Raw genomic sequence first — 17,078 nt, 5'->3', positions numbered from 1 at the left:
GCCGTGGCGCGAGGGCCGCACCGTGCCGGCCCGCGCGCAGGCCGCGCACCAGCAGGCCGACTACCTGGCCAAAAAGCTGACGGCCCGGCTCCGCAACAATCCCGAGCCCACCGAGCCCTACGTCTATCAGGATCACGGGTCGCTGGTGTCGCTGGGCCAGGACGCCGGGGTGGGCAGCCTGATGGGCAAGCTTGCCGGACGGGGACTGTTCGTAAGCGGTACACTGGCGCGCCTGATGTACATGAGCCTGCACCTGATGCACCACCGCGCGGTGCTGGGCGCCTCGCGTACCGTCTCCCTCGCCCTGGCCCGCCTGCTGATGCGGCGCACGCGCCCGCGGGTCAAACTGCACTGAATCCCATGAATTTCCTGCAAAAACTCGAACACGCCTGGACCACCAGCAACTCGCTCCTGCAAGTCGGGCTGGATCCCGACCCGCAGCGCTTTCCGCGCGAATTGCAGGACAAACCGGACGCCATCTTCCAGTTCTGCCGCGACATCGTCGACGCCACCGCGCCGTATGCCTGCAGCTTCAAGCCGCAGATCGCGTACTTTGCCGCGCACCGCGCCGAAGACCAGCTCGAAGCGCTGTGCCAGCACATCCGCGACAAGCACCCCGACCTGCCCATCGTGCTGGACGCCAAGCGTGGCGACATCGGCTCCACCGCCGAAAACTACGCCCGCGAAGCCTACGAGCGCTACCAGGCGCACGCGCTCACCGTCAGCCCGTACATGGGCCTGGACTCGGTCGAGCCCTATCTGGCGTGGCGCGATCGCGGGGTGATCGTCCTGTGCCGCACGTCCAATCCCGGCGGCTCGGACCTGCAATTCCTGAAGATGGACAATGGCGAGCCGCTGTACCTGCACGTGGCGGGTCTGGTGGCCGACAAATGGAATGCCAACGGCCAATGCGGTCTGGTGGTGGGCGCGACGTTCCCGAATGAACTGGCCGCCGTGCGCCAGCGCATCGGCGACGCCCTGCCCCTGCTGGTGCCGGGCATTGGCGCACAGGGCGGCGACATCACCGCCACGGTGAACGCCGGCGCCAACGCGGCGCGCAACGGCATGATGATCAACTCGTCGCGCGCCATCATCTACGCCAGTGGCGGCGACGACTGGCGCGAGGCCGCCGCTGAAGCTGCCAAGGGCCTGCGCGACGCGATCAACGCGGTCCGCTGATTCGTCAGAAGCGGCAAAAGCCGCTGCACGGTGCGTAAAAGCACGGTGCAGCGGCTTTTTTCAATTCAGCGCCGGGGATTTCTGCGCTGGCTGTTTAGCGTCAGGATTCTGCGTCGGTAATTTGCGCGGGATTTCAGCGCCGATTGATCGGCACACCCGCGAATTCCAGCACCGCCCGCAGCGCAAATTCCACCGCCGCCTGGCGCACCTGCCCCCGGTCGCCCTGGAATACATGCGTCACCGCGCGGCTGCTGATGCCGTCGCCCACGCGCATGGCAAAGCCGAAGCACACCATGCCCACCGGTTTGCCCGGCGTGGCGCCGCCCGGGCCGGCGATGCCGGTGGTCGACATGGCAACGTGCGCGTTGGGCACGGCCAGCAGCACGCCGTTGGCCATTTCCAGCGCAATGGGTTCGCTGACCGCGCCAAAGTGATGCAGCGTTTCAGGCGACACCTCCAGCTCGGTGACTTTGGCGTCGTTGCTGTAGGTGACGAAACCGCGCTCGAACCATTCGCTGGAACCGGCCACCGCGGTGACGGCCCCAGCCAGCAGACCGCCGGTGCAGGATTCGGCGGTGCCCAGCATCCACCCCTGCTGTCGCAGCACGTCGCCCAACCGTTCGGACAGGCCGAGTATCGTCGCTTCCGACAACTGCGCGGCCGACAAATTGGTCCGCGCGCCTTCAAGCTGATCGTTCATCCTAAGACTCCTGTGCGGGCCACCAGCGCCATCACCAGCAAGGCGTAGCCGGCAGCCACGATATCGTCCCACATGACTCCGAAGCCGCCCTTGATATGGGCGTCGAAGAACTTGATGGGTGGCGGCTTGACGATGTCGAACGTGCGGAACAGCACGAACGCCAGCGCCTGCGACAACCAACCGGCCGGCGTCAGCCACAGCACCAGCCAGAACGCCACCATCTCATCCCAGACCATTCCGACATGATCCGGCTGCTGGAGTTCTCGGCCGACGCGGTGGCAGGCCCAGCATCCGTACAGAAATGCCAAGGCCAGGAACACGCCGATGGCCAGGTCCGACGCCGCAGGCGCCGCCGCCACCCAGATGCCCCAAGCAAGCAGCGTGCCCCACGTACCGGAGGCAGGACGAATCAGTCCGCTGCCAAAGCCAAACGCGATCAGCCGACCGGGATCGCGGCAAACCCAGGACACGGCCGGGTACGCGGCCCGGCGGCGATCGCGCATGGAGGTGGAGTGCTTATCAGTGGAAGACATGGGAGTTGGGTCAGAACGACAAGAGGCCGCGAATCAGTCCGCGGGAAAGTGATCGAAGCCGGCGGGCAGGTCCGCCAGCGGCTGGCCTTGCGCATCTACGACGGTCATGCCGGGCTGCGGCAAAATCTCGCCCACGCAGGTCACCCGGGAGCCGGCAGACGCGGCGGCCGCCAGCACCGCTTCGCGCCGAGACGCTGGCGCGGTGAAACACAGTTGGTAGACGTCGCCCCCGCCCAGCAGGGCGCGTTGCAGCGGTGCGGCATCCAGGCCCGACAGCGCAGGCGCCATGGGCAAGTCCGCAAACCGCAGGCAGGCGCCGGCGCGGCTGGCTGCCAAAATGTGGCCCAAGTCTTGCAGCAGCCCGTCGGACAGGTCGATGGCTGCATTCGCGATGCCGCGCAGCGCAAGGCCCAGCGCCACTTGTGGCTCGGGCCACTCCAGCGCGGCGCGCGTGGCGGCCAGGAGAGTGGCATCGGCCGGGTACTGCCCATCCAGAAGCCGGTAGGCCACGTCGGCCGCACCCAGTTCCCCAGACACCCAGATGTCGTCGCCCGCCTGCGCCCAGTCGCGGCGCAACGCCTGTCCGGCAGGAACCGAGCCGAACACCGTCACGCTGATTGCCAGATCGTGCGCGCTGCGCGTGGTGTCGCCGCCAATCAGCGGGCAGCCATGGGCCGCCGCCAACGCGTGAAAGCCCTCGGCAAACGCCGCCAGCCACGGCTCACGCAAATGGGGCAACGCCAGACCCAGCACGCAGCCGATCGGACGAGCGCCCATGGCGGCGAGATCAGACAGATTCACCGCCAGAGCCTTATGGCCCAGCGCTTTGGGATCAACATCAGGAAAGAAATGCCGGCCTTCCAACAGCAGGTCCGTGCTGGTGGCCACCTGTTCACCGGGCGGAACAGGAAACAGCGCGCAGTCATCGCCAACGCCCAGCAAACCGGCCGGCGCGGCACGCGTAAAGTAGCGCGCAATCAGATCAAATTCAGACGCCACCGCGCCTCCTAAGCGGCGCCCGATGGTCGCCATTATCTGCATGGCCGCCGTGCGGCCCAGATCGGGGCCGCGCGGATCCGGGCTCTGCCGGTCCGCAGCGGCGCCCCCCTGGGGGGGAAGCGCGCAGCGCTCCGGGGGGGCTACCTATCGGCGTTGCTGCGCCGCGGCCTGGACTTCGTGCGCGCGAACGTCAGCGGCCAGCTTATCGAGCACGCCGTTGACGAACTTGAAGCCGTCGGTGCCGCCAAACGACTTGGCCAATTCCACGGCCTCGTTGATGGCGACCTTGTACGGGACTTCGACGTGATGAATCAGTTCGAAGCTGCCGATCAGCAGGATGCCATGCTCAACGGGCGACAGCTCGGCCAGCGGGCGGTCGACGTAGGGCGTGAAGCGTTCGCGCAGGGTGGGCGCCTCGCGCAGCACGCCGTGCAGCAAGGTCTTGAACCATTGCGCGTCGGCCTCGGAGAAGTCCTCGGTGTCGCGCAGATGGGCGTCGATCTCGCCGGCGTCCTGCGTGCCTTCGCCACCGCGCAGCAGCCACGCGTACACGCCCTGCAGCGCGAATTCGCGCGCACGGCGGCGCGCGCTGCGCGCGTTGGCGCGGGCCTGCGCCGCGCTATCAGCGCTGGTCGTCGTCTTCTTCGTCGTCAAAATCTTCGTCCTCGTCGTCTTCGTCTTCGTCTTCTTCCTCGGGTTCCAGCGCTGCCACCAGATTGGCCATTTCGACGGCCACCTGGGCGCAGTCGCGGCCCTTGCCGGCGGCGCGGGCCTGCGCCTGCTCGTCGGTGTCGACGGTCAGCACGCCGTTCGCGACGGGGACGCCGGTTTCGAGGGAGATACGGGTGATTGCCGTGGCCATTTCATTGCTGACCACTTCAAAGTGATAGGTTTCGCCGCGGATGACCGCGCCCAGCGCGATCAGGGCGTCGAACTCGAACGTTTCGGCCATGTGGGACAGGGCCACGCCCAGTTCCAGGGCGCCGGGCACGGTGGCGACCATGACGTCGCGCTCGTCCACGCCCAGTTCGGCCAGTTCCTTCAGGCACGCTTCGAGTTCGGCCTGGCCGATTTCTTCATTGAAGCGGGCGCGTACGATGCCGATGTGCAGCCCTTCGCCGTTCAGGTCGGGGGTAAGGATGTAAGGGTTCATGTGTCGGCCTTCAGTGTGTTGCGGGAGTGTTCTGCGGGTCGCAATCGTAACCCGTAATGGTGAGCGAGAAGCCCGCCATGCTGGGCATCTTGCGCGGCCGGGCCAGGAGCCTCATTTGCCCCACGTTCAGGTCGCGCAGAATCTGGGCGCCGATCCCGTAGGTGCGCAGACCAAAGCGGTCGGCGTTCGCAGGATTGGCCTGCGCCTTCGGGTCGTTCCAACCTGCAATCTGGCCAAACAGATGTTCCGTGGACGACTGGCAGTTCATCAGCACCAGCACGCCGGCCGGGGCGGCCGCGATGGCCTCGAGCGCCTGGGCCACGCCCCAGCTATGCGGACTTGCGCCGGTGTCCAGCACATCCAGCACGGACGCCGGCTCGTGCACGCGCACCAGCGTCTCGGCGTCGGGAGTCACATTACCATGCACCAGCGCCAAATGGGCGGAGCCGGTGGCGGCGTCTTCGTAGGCCACGGCCTCGAACGTGCCCCAGGCCGTCTGCATGGTGCGCTTGCCCACGCGCTTGACGATGGATTCGTGCTCGCTTCGGTACTGGATCAGGTCGGCGATGGTGCCGATCTTCAGGTCGTGCTGGCGGGCGAATTCCACCAGGTCCGGCAGGCGGGCCATCGTGCCATCGGGTTTGAGGATTTCGCAGATGACGGCGGCGGGCGTCAGGCCCGCCATGGCGGTCAGGTCGCAGCCGGCCTCGGTGTGGCCGGCGCGCACCAGCACGCCGCCGGGCACGGCGCGCACCGGGAAGATGTGGCCGGGCTGGACCAGATCAGCCGGCTTGGCGTCGCGCGCCACGGCCACCTGGATGGTGCGGGCGCGGTCGGCGGCCGAAATGCCGGTCTCGACGCCTTCGGCGGCTTCGATGGACTGCGTGAAATTGGTGCCGTAACGGGTGCCGTTGCGGGCGGCCATCATCGGCAGCTCAAGCTGGCGGCAGCGTTCTTCGGTCAGCGTCAGGCACACCAGGCCGCGGCCGTGGGTAACCATGAAGTTGATGGCTTCGGGCGTGACGAATTCGGCGGCCATGACGAGGTCGCCCTCGTTTTCGCGGTCTTCTTCATCAACCAGAATGACGATGCGGCCGGCGCGCAGCTCGGCGATGATCTCGGCAACCGAAGCGATGCCGAAGGATTCCGGCTCGGAGCCGGACAAGGAGGACAACTGGACGGACATGGCGTGACACGTAAACCAGGCGGGAAAGCCCGGATTTTACCGCCCTCGCGGGCCGAACCCCTATTGGCGTCTTGCCGCCCCGTCCGGACAGGGGCATCCGGTTAAACTTTCGCCCGGAGATCCCCCAGAAAAACGAAGGAAAAACCTCATGCAAGCCCTTGCGGCCATGCCTTTGAACGTCGCGGCAGCCGTCCGCGTCGTGCTGACCGACATCGACGACACGCTGACCACCGAAGGCCGCCTGCCGGCCGACGCGTACGCCGCCCTTGAACGCCTGGAACAGGCCGGCATCCAGGTGGTGCCGATCACCGGCCGCCCGGCCGGCTGGTGCGACCACATCGCCCGCATGTGGCCGGTGCGCGCCGTGGTTGGCGAGAACGGCGCGTTCTATTACGCCTACGACCGCCAGGCCCGCCGCATGACCACGCATTACTGGACCGACGCCGCTTCACGCCAGGAAAGCCGCAAGCGGCTGGACGCGATCCGCGACCGCGTCCTGGCTGAAGTGCCCGGCAGCGCCGTCGCCAGCGACCAGGATTACCGCGTGGCGGACCTGGCCATCGATTTCTGCGAAGACGTGCCCGCCCTGCCCGACGCCGCGATCAGCCGCATCGTCCAGATCTTCCAGGACGCCGGCGCGCAGGCCAAGGTCAGCTCCATCCACGTCAACGGCTGGTTTGGCGACTACGACAAGCTCACCATGACGCGCACGATGTTCCAGCGCGAGTTCGGCATGGACGTGGCCGGCGCCCTGGACGGCACGCTGTTTATTGGCGATTCGCCCAACGACGAGCCGATGTTCGCCTACTTCCCGATCTCGGTCGGCGTGGCCAACATCCAGGCCCAATTGCACCGTCTGACGCACCGCCCCGCCTTTGTCGCCGCCTTTCATGGCGGCGGTGGCTTCGTCGAAATGGCCGACCGGCTGCTCGCCGCGCGCCAGTCCTCCCAAGTCCAGCCGGCTTAAGGTCAGCACACCGTGGCAACTTCCAAGACCGCGGCGCCCGCCGCCAATGATGGCCGCCGCAGCATCCAGTCCATCGAGGTCGGTGTGCCGCTTCTGGCCGCACTGGTCGATGCGGGCAAGCCCCTGACCCTGCGCGACCTGGCGGCCGGCGCGGGCATGACGTCCGCCAAGGCGCACCCGTATCTCGTGAGCTTCATCCGCGTCGGACTGGTGCAGCAGGACGCCGTCACCGGCCAGTACGAACTGGGCCCGTTCGCCCTGCAGATGGGGCTGGTCAGCCTGCAGCGCCTGGACCCGGTGCGCGTCGCCATGCCGGAAATCGCCAAGCTGCAGTCCGACATCGGCCACACGCTGGGCATCGCGGTGCTGGGTTCGCACGGTCCCACCATGATCCACATGACCGAAGCCAGCTATCCGGTCCACGTGAACATGCGCAAGGGCACCGTGATGTCCATGCTGCACACCGCCACCGGCCTGGTGTTTGCGGCGTGGCTGCCGCCGAAGGTCAGTGAGCACTACATCGCGCGCGAGGAAGGCGACACCGCCGTCATCGCCAGCGTGCCGCCGCCACGCAAGGCCTCCCGCGCCAACATCGAGGCGCAACTGGCCGACATCCGCGTGCACGGCATGGCCCGCGCGCTGGGCAATCCGCTGCCAGGCGTGGACGCGCTGTCGGTGCCGGTGTTCGACAACACGGGCAGCATCGTGCTGGCGCTGACCAGCCTCGGACCCACCGGCCTGTTCGACGTGTCGTGGGACGGCGCGATCGCGCGTCCGCTCATCGCCTGCGCCCAGGAAATCTCCCGCAAGCTGGGCTTTCGCGGCTGAGCGCGTTTTCGCGCAAAAACGAACACAAAGCGAACAAAACGAACAAAAGACGAAAAGAAAGGCAGGGACTTTCCCGAGTGTGCCGTCCCCCGTTGTGTGTTTGAATTCAGCAAAGATTCAATTCATACCTACACGAGGAGACACACGATGCAAGCCTTGCGTCTTATGCAGGCGGCCGCGCTGGCCGCATTCGCTTTTGGAGCTTCTGCCGCCCAGGCCGCCGACACCTGCTCGAACCGCGGCGATCTCGACCAGATGTATTGCGACTCGAACAAAGACCTGGTGGCCGACACGCCCACCGACGCGTCCAAGCTCAAGACGCCTTCCACGCTGGTGTTTACCTACACGCCGGTCGAAGACCCGGCCGTGTACGAAGACATCTTCAAGCCCTTCACCAAGCACCTGTCCGAATGCACGGGCAAGCGCGTCGTGTTCTACCAGGTGCAGAGCAATGCAGCTGAAATCGAAGCCATGCGCTCGGGCCGCCTGCACGTCGGCGGCTTCTCGACCGGTCCCACCGCCTTTGCCGTGAACATCGCCGGCGCCGTGCCGTTTGCCGTGAAGGGCTATGCCGACGGCTTCCAGGGCTACAACCTGATCGTCATCGTCAAAAAGGACAGCCCCTACCAGAAGCTGACCGACCTGAAGGGCAAGAAGCTCGCGCACACCGCGCCCTCGTCGAACTCCGGCCACATGGCGCCCGTCGCCCTGTTCCCGAAGGAAGGCCTGACGCCCGACAAGGACTACAAGGTCATCTTCTCCGGCAAGCACGACCAGTCGGTCATGGGCGTGAACTCCGGCGACTACGACGCCGCCGCCGTCGCCTCGGACGTCTTCAAGCGCATGGTCGAACGCGGCCAGGTCAAGGAAGCCGATTTCCGCATCATCTACACCAGCGAAAAATTCCCGACCTCGTCGTTCGCCTACGCGCATGACCTGGAACCGAAGTTCCGCGACCAGATGCTCAAGTGCTTCTACGACTACCGCTTCCCGCCGGAAATGTCCAAGGCCTTCGACAACGCCGACCGCTTCTACCCGGTGACGTACGAGAAGGACTGGGCCATCGTCCGCCAGGTCGCTGAATCCGGTGGCGAAAGCTTCAACCGCGCGGCCTACGACCGCGAATCCGCAAAGAGCAAGAAGTAATCCAGCATGACGACGTCGCTACGCATTTCCGGCCTGGTCAAGGAATACCGGGCCGGCCGGCCGGTACTGAACGGCATTGACCTGCAGATCGCCGGTCAGGGGCTCACCGCCATCATCGGTCCTTCGGGCACCGGCAAAAGCACGCTCCTGCGCTGCATCAACCGGCTGATCGAACCCACCAAGGGCGAGATCATCCTGCAGTCCCAGGACGGCACCGTGGACCTGGCGCAAGTGCGCGGCGCGTCGCTGCGCCGCGCGCGCCGCCGCATCGGCATGGTGTTCCAGGAATACAACCTGGTCGAACGCCTGACCGTGATGGAAAACCTGCTGACCGGCCGGCTGGGGTACACCTCGGCCATGAAGGCCTGGATGCGCCGCTTCGAGCCCGAGGACATCGAGCACGCCTACAAGCTGCTCGATACCGTGGGCCTGGCCGGATTTGCCGACCAGCGCGCCGACGCGCTGTCAGGCGGCCAGCGCCAGCGCGTGGGTATTGCCCGCGCGCTGATGCAGCGCCCGCAGGTGCTGCTGGCCGACGAACCGACGTCGTCGCTGGATCCCAAGACCTCCGTCGAAATCATGGAACTGCTGTCCGCGCAGGGCAGCGCCACGGGCATCCCCGTCATCGTCAACATCCACGACGTCGAACTGGCGCGCCGCTATGCCACGCGCATCGTGGGCATGTCGGGCGGCCACGTGGTCTATGACGGCGACGGCCAGGGCCTGGACGCGACCATGCTCAAGACCATCTACGGAGGCGAGTCTTGGCTGGAATGACGCAACCCCGGGGCGGCATCCGCCCCTTCGCCATGTCAGGGCGCGCCAAGGCAGGCGTGCTGCTGCTGGTGCTCTACACCGTCTATGCCGCCGCGCAGCTGGACTTCAGCTGGTCGCGCTTCGAAGCCGGCATGGGCCATGCGTCGACGTTCCTGGCGCGCATGTTCCCGCCCAATTTCGAAAAGCCCGCCACCTTGTGGAAGGGCATCGCCGAAAGTCTTGAAATCGCGGTCCTGGCCTCGATGCTGGGCATCTTCCTTGCCCTGCCCGTGGGCCTCCTGGGCGCGCGCAACCTGATGCCCGCCTGGATCTCGTGGCCCGCCCGGTCGATCGTCGCGCTGTGCCGCGCGCTGCACCCGGTCATCGTCGCCATCCTGTTCGTCAAGGCCGTGGGCTTCGGCGCGCTGGCAGGCATCCTGGCGCTGACCGTCGCGTCCATCGGCTTCATCGGCAAGCTCTTCACCGAGGCCATCGAGGAAATCTCGCTCAAGCAGGTCGAAGCGGTGCGCGCGACCGGCGCGTCGTTCTCCAACGTCATCGTGTTCGGCGTGCTGCCGCAGGTGTTCGCGCGTTTCATCGGCTTTGCCACCTATCAGTTCGACTCCAACCTGCGCAACTCCACCATGGTGGGGATCGTGGGCGCGGGCGGCGTGGGCGGCACGTTGTTCTCGGCCTTCCAGCGCTTCGACTACGACTTCGTCAGCGCCATCCTGCTGACCCTGATCGCGATCATCATGCTGGGTGAAATCCTGGCCGGCTTCGTGCGGGCGGTGTTCCTGGACAATCTGGGCTTTGACCGCATCCTGCAAAGCCGCTTCGCCGGCGCACGCGGGATCGGCAGCAGCAAGCCGGCGGCCGCACGCAAGGCGGAGGTGGAAGAATGAACGCCCACGTCTCCCCCTTGAACCCCGCGGGCCAGCCCCGCGTCTGGCAACGCTACAGCATGGGCCAGCGCCTGCTGCGCTTTGCGCTGTACCTGCTGCTGGTGGCGGCGGTCGTGCAGGCGATCCGCGGCGTGGAGGTCATCCCCGAGTTCCTGTACGACGCACCGGAACAGATGGCCGACCTCTTTCGCCGGATGTGGCCGATCGACTGGGCCTACTACCCGGATGGCGTACACGCGGCCCTGATCGAAACGCTGCACATCGCCACCTTGGGCACCATTCTTTCGGTGTTCATGGCCGTGCCGGTGGGTCTGCTGGCGGCCAACAACCTCACGCCCAGCAAGACCATCAACATGCTGGCCCGCCTGATCCTGGTGTCCAGCCGGTCGGTCAATTCGCTGGTGTGGGCGCTGCTGTTCATCGCCATCTTCGGACCGGGCGCCCTGGCCGGCACGCTGGCCATCGCCTTCCGCTCGATCGGCTTTGTCGGCAAGCTGGTCGGCGAAGCCATCGAGGAAGCCCAGCGCGGCCCCATCGAAGCCGTCACGGCTACGGGCGCCAGCAAGGCTTCCGTGATCTGGTACGCCTACTGGCCGCAGATCCGCCCCGCGTTCTGGTCCATCGTGCTGCTGCGCTGGGACATCAACGTGCGCGAATCCGCGGTGCTGGGACTGGTCGGCGCCGGCGGCATCGGCATGGCGCTGGATACCGCGCTGAACCTGTTCCAGTGGGACCGCGTCGCGCTGGTGCTGGCCGCGATCTTCGTAGTCGTCGTGCTGGCCGAAGTCATCATCACCCAGGCGCGCAAACGCATCCTGTAGCGCTGCCGCACCGCTTTACGCCTGTCGGTTTCCCCTGACTCGCGCTCCCTTCGCCGCCCCAATCGGGGCGGCGTTTTCTTTGGGCGGACAGATGCCGGTGTCTGACATCCGCACTTTCCTTTCCGTTCGCAAGCAACGCAAAAGCGCCTCGTTGTCATCAATGGGCTGCCTTGTTTTTGCGCCGCGATCGCGTCTATGCTCAATGTGAACAAAATATGAACGGTCATCAAAACGCACCCCCGCCTTGATTAACATCTTGGCTTTTGCCGTTGGACACCCGCTGCCATGTCGGAACAGGAATTGAAACTGCACGTGCCCACGGCTTCACGCCAGGCCGTGCTGCGTGAAGTCAAGCAACGCGAGGCCACGCGCATTCGCTTGCATGCCATGTATTTCGACACGCCGGAACGCGAGCTTGCGCGGGCGCGCATCGCCATCCGGCTGCGGCAGGAAGGCTCCGATTGGGTGCAGACGCTGAAGATGCCGGGCGCCGATGCGATCTCGCGCATCGAGATGAACCACCCCCGGCCCGGTCCCGTGCTCGACCTGTCCGTCTATGCAGGCACCGACGTCGAAGGCCCGCTGTCCGCCATCAAGGGCGAACTGGGCCTGCGCTACGAAACCGACGTGCAGCGTCTCTTGCGCAAGATCCGCACGCGCTTCGGCACGGTGGAGCTGGCCTACGACACCGGCATCCTGCGCGCCGGCGCGCTCGAACTGCCGATCTCCGAACTGGAATTCGAACTGGTGTCGGGCCGTCCCGCCGCCATCTTCGCTGCGGCGCGCGGCTGGCAACAGCGTCATGCGCTGATCCTGGATCCCCGCAGCAAATCCGAACGCGGCGACGCGCTGGCCCAGTTGGCGAATCGCCTGGCCGAGGTCGACGCCGCTGCCGGCGATGACCACGAAGCGCGCCGCGCGCAGGCCATCGCCCAGTTCTGGTCCCCGCGCGGCGCGTCGTCCGTGAAGCTGCGTGACGACATGACGCCGCCACAGGCCATGGGCGCGATCGCGGCCGAATGCCTGGACCAGATCTGCCGCAATGCGGCGGTGCTGGCCGAGGTCGACACCGAAGGCGTATACCGCGCCGGCAACTCCGAACACGTGCATCAACTGCGCGTCGGCGTGCGCCGGCTGCGGTCGGCCTGGAAGCTCTTCGACGGCTGGATCGCGCCGGTGCCCGACGCGCTGCTGCAGGGTGTGCGCACCCATTTCGCGGCGTTCGGCGCCAACCGCGATCAGGACGTGCTGAACGAGACCGTCGCCCCCGCGCTGCTGCGCGCCGGCATGCCCGTGATCCCGATGGAAGCCGCGCCGCCCGACGAAGACGCGCAGACCATCGCGGGCGGCCAGGCCTTCCAGGCATGGTTGCTCACGCTGCTGGAATGGTCGCTCGACGTGCCGCCCGTGCAGCCCGACACGGACAGCCAGACGATTGCCAACGGCACGCCCAGCGACGCCGCGCCCGAGCCCGCCATCCGGCTGGAAGGCGGCGTGGCCGGTCCGATCGTCAAGCCCACCATCATCCCGATGCTGACGCCGGAACCCGAGCCGCAGCACCTGCACAAGCTGCTCGCCCGCCGCCTGCACCGCTGGCACGACAAGGTGGCCGACCAGGGCACGCATTTCGCGGCCCTGGACATCCCCGCCCGCCACGATCTGCGCAAGCGCGGCAAGCGCCTGCGCTATGGCCTGTCGTTCGCTGAATCGCTGCTGCCCGCCAGCAAGCTGCGCGGCTATCGCAAGCTGCTGTCCCGCGTGCAGGACGTGCTGGGCGAAATCAACGATCTGGCGATGGCGAAGGACTACTACCAGTCGTGTACGGCGACGCATCCGCAAGCCTGGTTCGCGCTGGGCTGGATCAGCGCGCGCCTGGAAGAGTTGGTCGTCGAAGCGCAGCAGGCCTTTGACGACCTCGCGCGCAGCAAGCCGTTCTGGAAGTAGCGCGCATCGCGCGCGTTTAACCCATGCGCAAGTCCCGCGTTGAATTCGATTTCACCTGGACACGCATCTAGCATGGCGTTTCAAAAAAGGGCCGCCTGACAGCTTCGCGTCAGGCCCCTGTCAATTCGTCGACATCCGGCGTGCCAATACTCATTGGCTGTCGTCCGGACACACCGCCGGGCGCATTCGTGGCCCGCAGCATCCGCCCGACACTCGTCCTGTGTGACGGCGCAATGGCCAGCGCGGGCCGTCCGCCCATCCACGCACACAGACTCATGCAAACCACTTCCCCCTTGCTGGCCATTGCCAGACGCGGTCTCGCCGCCTGCTGCGCGCTTTCGCTGGTGTTCTCGCTCGCCGCATGCGGCGGTGACGACGACTCGGACGAACCGGCGCCGCCGCCCCCCACTACGACGCCCACTACGCCCACCACGCCCGCCCCGACTACCTGCGCGGCGCATTGTGCGCCATGATGCCGGCAGTGCTGCCGTTTCCTGCAAACTCCAGACAGAACAGCCAATGACGATCGACACCTCCAAGAGAAAGTTCTTCACGACCACGCTCGGCGCCACCGCGGCGATGAGCGCGTTGTCGATGTTTCCGCCCAGCATCCGCCGCGCCCTCGCGATTGAAGCCGACAGCCCCACCGGCACCATCCAGGACGTCAAGCACGTTGTGATGCTGATGCTGGAAAACCGCTCATTCGATGGCTACTTCGGCACCTTCCCGGGCGTGCGCGGCTTCGGCGACCGCTTCCCCATTCCGCTCGCCAACGGCAAGTCGGTATTCCATCAAACGCGCAGCGACGGCACGCTGGAACTGCCTTATCACCTGGACGCGCGGCTGGGCAACGCACAGCGCGCAGGCAGCACGCCACACTCGTGGCCTAATTGTCAGGCCGCCTGGGACCACGGTCGCATGAACCGCTGGCCCAGCGCCAAGCAGCCGTTGTCGATGGGCTACTACGAGACCGCCGAAGTGCCGTTCCACCGCGCGCTGGCCGACGCCTTCACGCTGTGCGACAGCTACCACTGTGCGATGCACGCGGGCACGATCCCCAACCGCCTCTTCTTCTGGACGGGCACCAACGGCCCCAGCGGCGACAACGTGTCGGTCGTGATGAACGAGATGAACGACGGCGCCGACGTGGGGCCTTCGACCGAGGGCTGGACCTGGACGACCTACGCCGACCGCCTGCAGCAGGCCGGCGTGAGCTGGAAGGTCTACCAGAACATCCCCGACAACTTCGGCTGCAACGAGATGATGAGCTTTCGCCACTGGCGCGCCGAGATCGAAAAGATGCCGGCGGACCGCCAGGTCACGAACCAGGGCGGTCCTGCGTACAACCCGGCCATCGACGACCAGTTCAGCGCCTTTGCCAAGGGCTTTGGCAACACCATGCCGGACGGCGGCCTGCTGCAAAGCCTGCGCGACGACGTGATGAACGGCACGCTGCCCGAGGTGTCGTGGATCATTCCGCCCGCGGCCTACAGCGAGCACCCCGGCCCCTCCAGCCCCGCCAAGGGCGCGTGGTACATCCAGGCCGCGCTGGACGCGCTGACGCAGTCGCCCGAGGTCTGGAGCAAGACCGTGTTCCTGGTCACGTACGACGAGAACGACGGCTTCTTCGACCACATGCCCACGCCCAGCGCGCCGTCCCGCAACAACGACGGCACGCTGGTCGGCAAGTCCACGCTGACGGACGCCGAGATGGCCTTTGAGTACAACACCTACACGCCCGCCACGCCCAAGCAATTGACCGCCGATGGCAAACCCTATGGTCCCGGCATGCGCGTGCCGATGTGGGTGATCTCGCCGTGGAGCCGTGGCGGCTGGGTCAATTCGCAGGTGTTCGACCACACCTCGGCGTTGCGCTTTCTCGAACAGCGCTTCGGCGTCATGGAACCCAACATCAGCGCATTCCGCCGCGCCGTGTGCGGCGACCTCACGTCCACGCTGAACTTCGTGTCGCCCAACAGCGCGCCGCTGCCCACCCTGTCCGGCCGCAGCACGAAGACAGACGCAGACGGCCTGACCACCTGGCAGGAAGCGCAACCAGCCATCGCCATCCCGGCGCAACAGACGCTGGCCCCCCAGGCGCAAGGCACACGGCCCTCGCGTGCGTTGCCGTATGAACTGCACGCGAGCGCCCGCGAGGACGCGCGTGAAAACCGCGTGCGATTGCTATTCGCCAACGCCAGCTCGGCCAAGACCGCCGCTGTCTTCCATGTGTACGACACGCTGCATCTGGACCGTATCCCGCGCCGCTATGTGGTGGAAGCGGGCAAGTCGCTGGACGACGCGTGGGACGTATCAGGCGACGCGGGCAAGTACGACCTGTGGGTGCTGGGGCCGAACGGCTTTCACCGCGCGTTCGCGGGCGATCTGATGCAAGCGGGCGGCGCTCAGCCGGAGATCCAGGTGTGCTACGTGCCGTGTGATGATCCGCAGGTGCAGGTCAAGCTGCACAACAACAGCGCGAAGGCTTGCACGTTCACCGTCAAGGCGATGGCATACCGCGGGGATGGGCCGTGGACCGCGACGGTCGAACCTGGACAGACCGGCGAGCTTGCGTGGCCGGTCAGCGACAGCGGCCAGTGGTATGACTTCGCGGTTGCTTGCGATGGGTATGCGGCGTTCCAGAGGCGCTTTGCCGGTCGGATGGAGACGGGCAAGGATCTGATCAGCGATCCGGCGTTGGGACAGGTCGGATAGGCGTACGCTGGCGCTGCGGGCAACGCTGGTGGCGCTGCGCCTGGCGCCGTTGGTGGAAGCTGCTGACGGCGACGTTCGCAGCGCTATTCGTGGCTGCGTCTGGCCCGGAAACGACAGCGGGACGGCGCTTTCGCGTCGTCCCGCCAGATGGGTCTTCATGGGCCTTTACGGCGTCTTGCAAGACCGCGATGGGTCCTGAATTAACGGACTCAGTCGGCGAGCAACGCCGCCGCGAACTCGTCCGCCACGAAGGGCTGCAGGTCTTCCAGGCTTTCGCCGACGCCGATCCAGTACACCGGCACCGGACGCACGCCCTGGCTGCCGGCTGCGACGGCGGCCAGCGTGCCGCCCTTGGCGGTGCCGTCCAACTTGGTCACGACCAGGCCGGTCAGGTTGATCGCGGCGTCAAACGCGCGGATCTGCGCCAGCGCGTTCTGGCCGGTGTTGCCGTCCACCACCAGCAGCACCTCGTGCGGCGCGGAGGCATCCGCCTTGCCGATGACGCGGCGGATCTTCTTCAGTTCTTCCATCAGGTGCAGCTGCGTAGGCAGGCGGCCGGCCGTATCCACCATCACCACGCCCATGCCGCGCGCGCGGCCGGCATTGACCGAGTCGAACGCCACGGCGGCCGGATCGCCGCCATCCTGCGAAATCACGCTGACGTTGTTGCGGCTGCCCCATTCCACCAACTGCTCGCGCGCGGCGGCGCGGAACGTATCGCCGGCGGCCAGCAGCACGCTGGCNNGTCGTCTTGCCCGCGCCGTTCACGCCGGCAATCATGACCACCAGCGGTTGCGTGCGCTTCAGATCGAAGGCGCGCTCCAGCGGACGAAGATGATCGGCCAGCAGTTGGCGCAACGCCGTCTTCACCTTGGCCGGGTCTTCGATGCGTTCCTTCTTGACGCGCGCGCGCAGCGCGGTCAGGAGCTTCTCGGTGGCTTCAAGGCCGGCATCGGCCATAATGAGGGCCGATTCGAGTTCCTCGAACAGGTTCTCGTCGACCTTCACGCCGACGAAAATGCCGCCAATGCTCTGGCCGGTACGCGAAAGCCCTTGCTTCAGGCGCGACAGCCAGGAGGCCTTTTTGGGCGCCTCGGCGGGTGCGGGTTCCGGGACGGCTGGGACGACCGGCGCAGGTGCCGCGACAGGCGCAGGCGTTGATACCGGCGCAGGCGCCGGGGCTGCGGGTGCAGGTGCCGGGGCCACGGGTGCAGGTGCCGGGACCACGGGTGCAGGTGCGGGCGCG

Annotated in this window: 15 protein-coding genes and 2 pseudogenes; 10 read left to right on the top strand and 7 right to left on the bottom strand. The window is 66.6% G+C overall.

The features are described 5' to 3' along the window. Positions 1-355 (top strand): annotated as a pseudogene (locus B3446_RS04885) (NAD(P)/FAD-dependent oxidoreductase); the annotation flags it as partial. A gap of 5 nt (positions 356-360) precedes the next feature. Beyond that, entirely contained in the window at positions 361-1,179 is an 819-nt protein-coding gene (pyrF, locus tag B3446_RS04880) for an orotidine-5'-phosphate decarboxylase (RefSeq protein WP_056558827.1), read from the top strand. Positions 1,180-1,312: 133 nt separating this feature from the next. On the opposite strand, the gene B3446_RS04875 is transcribed toward pyrF, so the two are convergent. From B3446_RS04875 to ribBA, 6 genes are all read right to left on the bottom strand, one after another. Further along, on the bottom strand, positions 1,313-1,879 hold the full coding sequence (locus B3446_RS04875) for a CinA family protein (RefSeq protein WP_191577944.1): 567 nt from the start codon (positions 1,877-1,879) through the stop codon (positions 1,313-1,315). Then, the gene (locus B3446_RS04870; protein WP_291378072.1) at positions 1,876-2,382 is read right to left on the bottom strand and encodes a phosphatidylglycerophosphatase A; all 507 of its coding nucleotides are present in this window, start codon (positions 2,380-2,382) and stop codon (positions 1,876-1,878) included. Before B3446_RS04870 ends, B3446_RS04875 begins: the two co-directional genes overlap by 4 nt. A 63-nt stretch (positions 2,383-2,445) precedes the next feature. Beyond that, positions 2,446-3,411 carry a thiamine-phosphate kinase gene (gene thiL, locus B3446_RS04865; RefSeq protein ID WP_224776883.1) on the bottom strand — a complete coding sequence of 322 codons (966 nt, stop codon included), beginning with the start codon at positions 3,409-3,411 and terminating at the stop codon, positions 2,446-2,448. 144 nt (positions 3,412-3,555) lie between these two features. After that, positions 3,556-4,065 carry a transcription antitermination factor NusB gene (nusB, locus tag B3446_RS04860; protein ID WP_175122565.1) on the bottom strand — a complete coding sequence of 170 codons (510 nt, stop codon included), beginning with the start codon at positions 4,063-4,065 and terminating at the stop codon, positions 3,556-3,558. Continuing rightward, positions 4,034-4,564, bottom strand: a complete 531-nt coding sequence (gene ribH / locus B3446_RS04855) for a 6,7-dimethyl-8-ribityllumazine synthase (RefSeq protein ID WP_175122564.1) — start codon at positions 4,562-4,564, stop codon at positions 4,034-4,036. Before ribH ends, nusB begins: the two co-directional genes overlap by 32 nt. A 10-nt stretch (positions 4,565-4,574) precedes the next feature. Further along, positions 4,575-5,750 (bottom strand): bifunctional 3,4-dihydroxy-2-butanone-4-phosphate synthase/GTP cyclohydrolase II, encoded by a 1,176-nt coding sequence (gene ribBA / locus B3446_RS04850; protein ID WP_175137536.1) that lies wholly within the window; start codon positions 5,748-5,750, stop codon positions 4,575-4,577. A gap of 148 nt (positions 5,751-5,898) precedes the next feature. Here ribBA and B3446_RS04845 point away from each other — a divergent pair, with 148 nt between their 5' ends. The 8 genes from B3446_RS04845 (at position 5,899) to B3446_RS04810 (ending at position 15,832) form a co-directional block, all read left to right on the top strand. Beyond that, positions 5,899-6,717 carry an HAD-IIB family hydrolase gene (locus B3446_RS04845; protein ID WP_291378068.1) on the top strand — a complete coding sequence of 273 codons (819 nt, stop codon included), beginning with the start codon at positions 5,899-5,901 and terminating at the stop codon, positions 6,715-6,717. A 12-nt stretch (positions 6,718-6,729) separates the two neighbouring features. Then, positions 6,730-7,545, top strand: a complete 816-nt coding sequence (locus B3446_RS04840) for an IclR family transcriptional regulator (protein WP_105240545.1) — start codon at positions 6,730-6,732, stop codon at positions 7,543-7,545. Positions 7,546-7,692: 147 nt separating this feature from the next. After that, positions 7,693-8,691: a phosphate/phosphite/phosphonate ABC transporter substrate-binding protein gene (gene phnD / locus B3446_RS04835; protein WP_056558855.1), complete on the top strand. Its 999-nt coding sequence runs from the start codon at positions 7,693-7,695 to the stop codon at positions 8,689-8,691. Between the two features lie 6 nt (positions 8,692-8,697). After that, on the top strand, positions 8,698-9,468 hold the full coding sequence (phnC, locus tag B3446_RS04830) for a phosphonate ABC transporter ATP-binding protein (protein ID WP_291378064.1): 771 nt from the start codon (positions 8,698-8,700) through the stop codon (positions 9,466-9,468). After that, positions 9,465-10,352 (top strand): phosphonate ABC transporter, permease protein PhnE, encoded by an 888-nt coding sequence (phnE, locus tag B3446_RS04825; protein ID WP_291378062.1) that lies wholly within the window; start codon positions 9,465-9,467, stop codon positions 10,350-10,352. The genes phnC and phnE (B3446_RS04825) overlap by 4 nt, the downstream gene beginning before the upstream one ends. Then, on the top strand, positions 10,349-11,173 hold the full coding sequence (phnE, locus tag B3446_RS04820; protein WP_175122559.1) for a phosphonate ABC transporter, permease protein PhnE: 825 nt from the start codon (positions 10,349-10,351) through the stop codon (positions 11,171-11,173). Before phnE (B3446_RS04825) ends, phnE (B3446_RS04820) begins: the two co-directional genes overlap by 4 nt. A 285-nt stretch (positions 11,174-11,458) precedes the next feature. Continuing rightward, positions 11,459-13,117: a CYTH and CHAD domain-containing protein gene (locus B3446_RS04815; protein ID WP_291378061.1), complete on the top strand. Its 1,659-nt coding sequence runs from the start codon at positions 11,459-11,461 to the stop codon at positions 13,115-13,117. 519 nt (positions 13,118-13,636) lie between these two features. Further along, positions 13,637-15,832 (top strand): phosphocholine-specific phospholipase C, encoded by a 2,196-nt coding sequence (locus tag B3446_RS04810; protein WP_291378059.1) that lies wholly within the window; start codon positions 13,637-13,639, stop codon positions 15,830-15,832. Positions 15,833-16,041: 209 nt separating this feature from the next. Here the strand turns inward: B3446_RS04810 and ftsY are convergent. Further along, positions 16,042-17,078: pseudogene (ftsY, locus tag B3446_RS04805) on the bottom strand (signal recognition particle-docking protein FtsY); the annotation flags it as partial.

Origin of the sequence: Achromobacter sp. UBA5777, assembly GCF_002418565.1 — a bacterium.
Classification (GTDB): domain Bacteria; phylum Pseudomonadota; class Gammaproteobacteria; order Burkholderiales; family Burkholderiaceae_B; genus Achromobacter; species Achromobacter animicus.
Note: the sequence above shows the minus strand (reverse complement) of the source record. Positions and strands in the feature narration are given on the sequence as shown.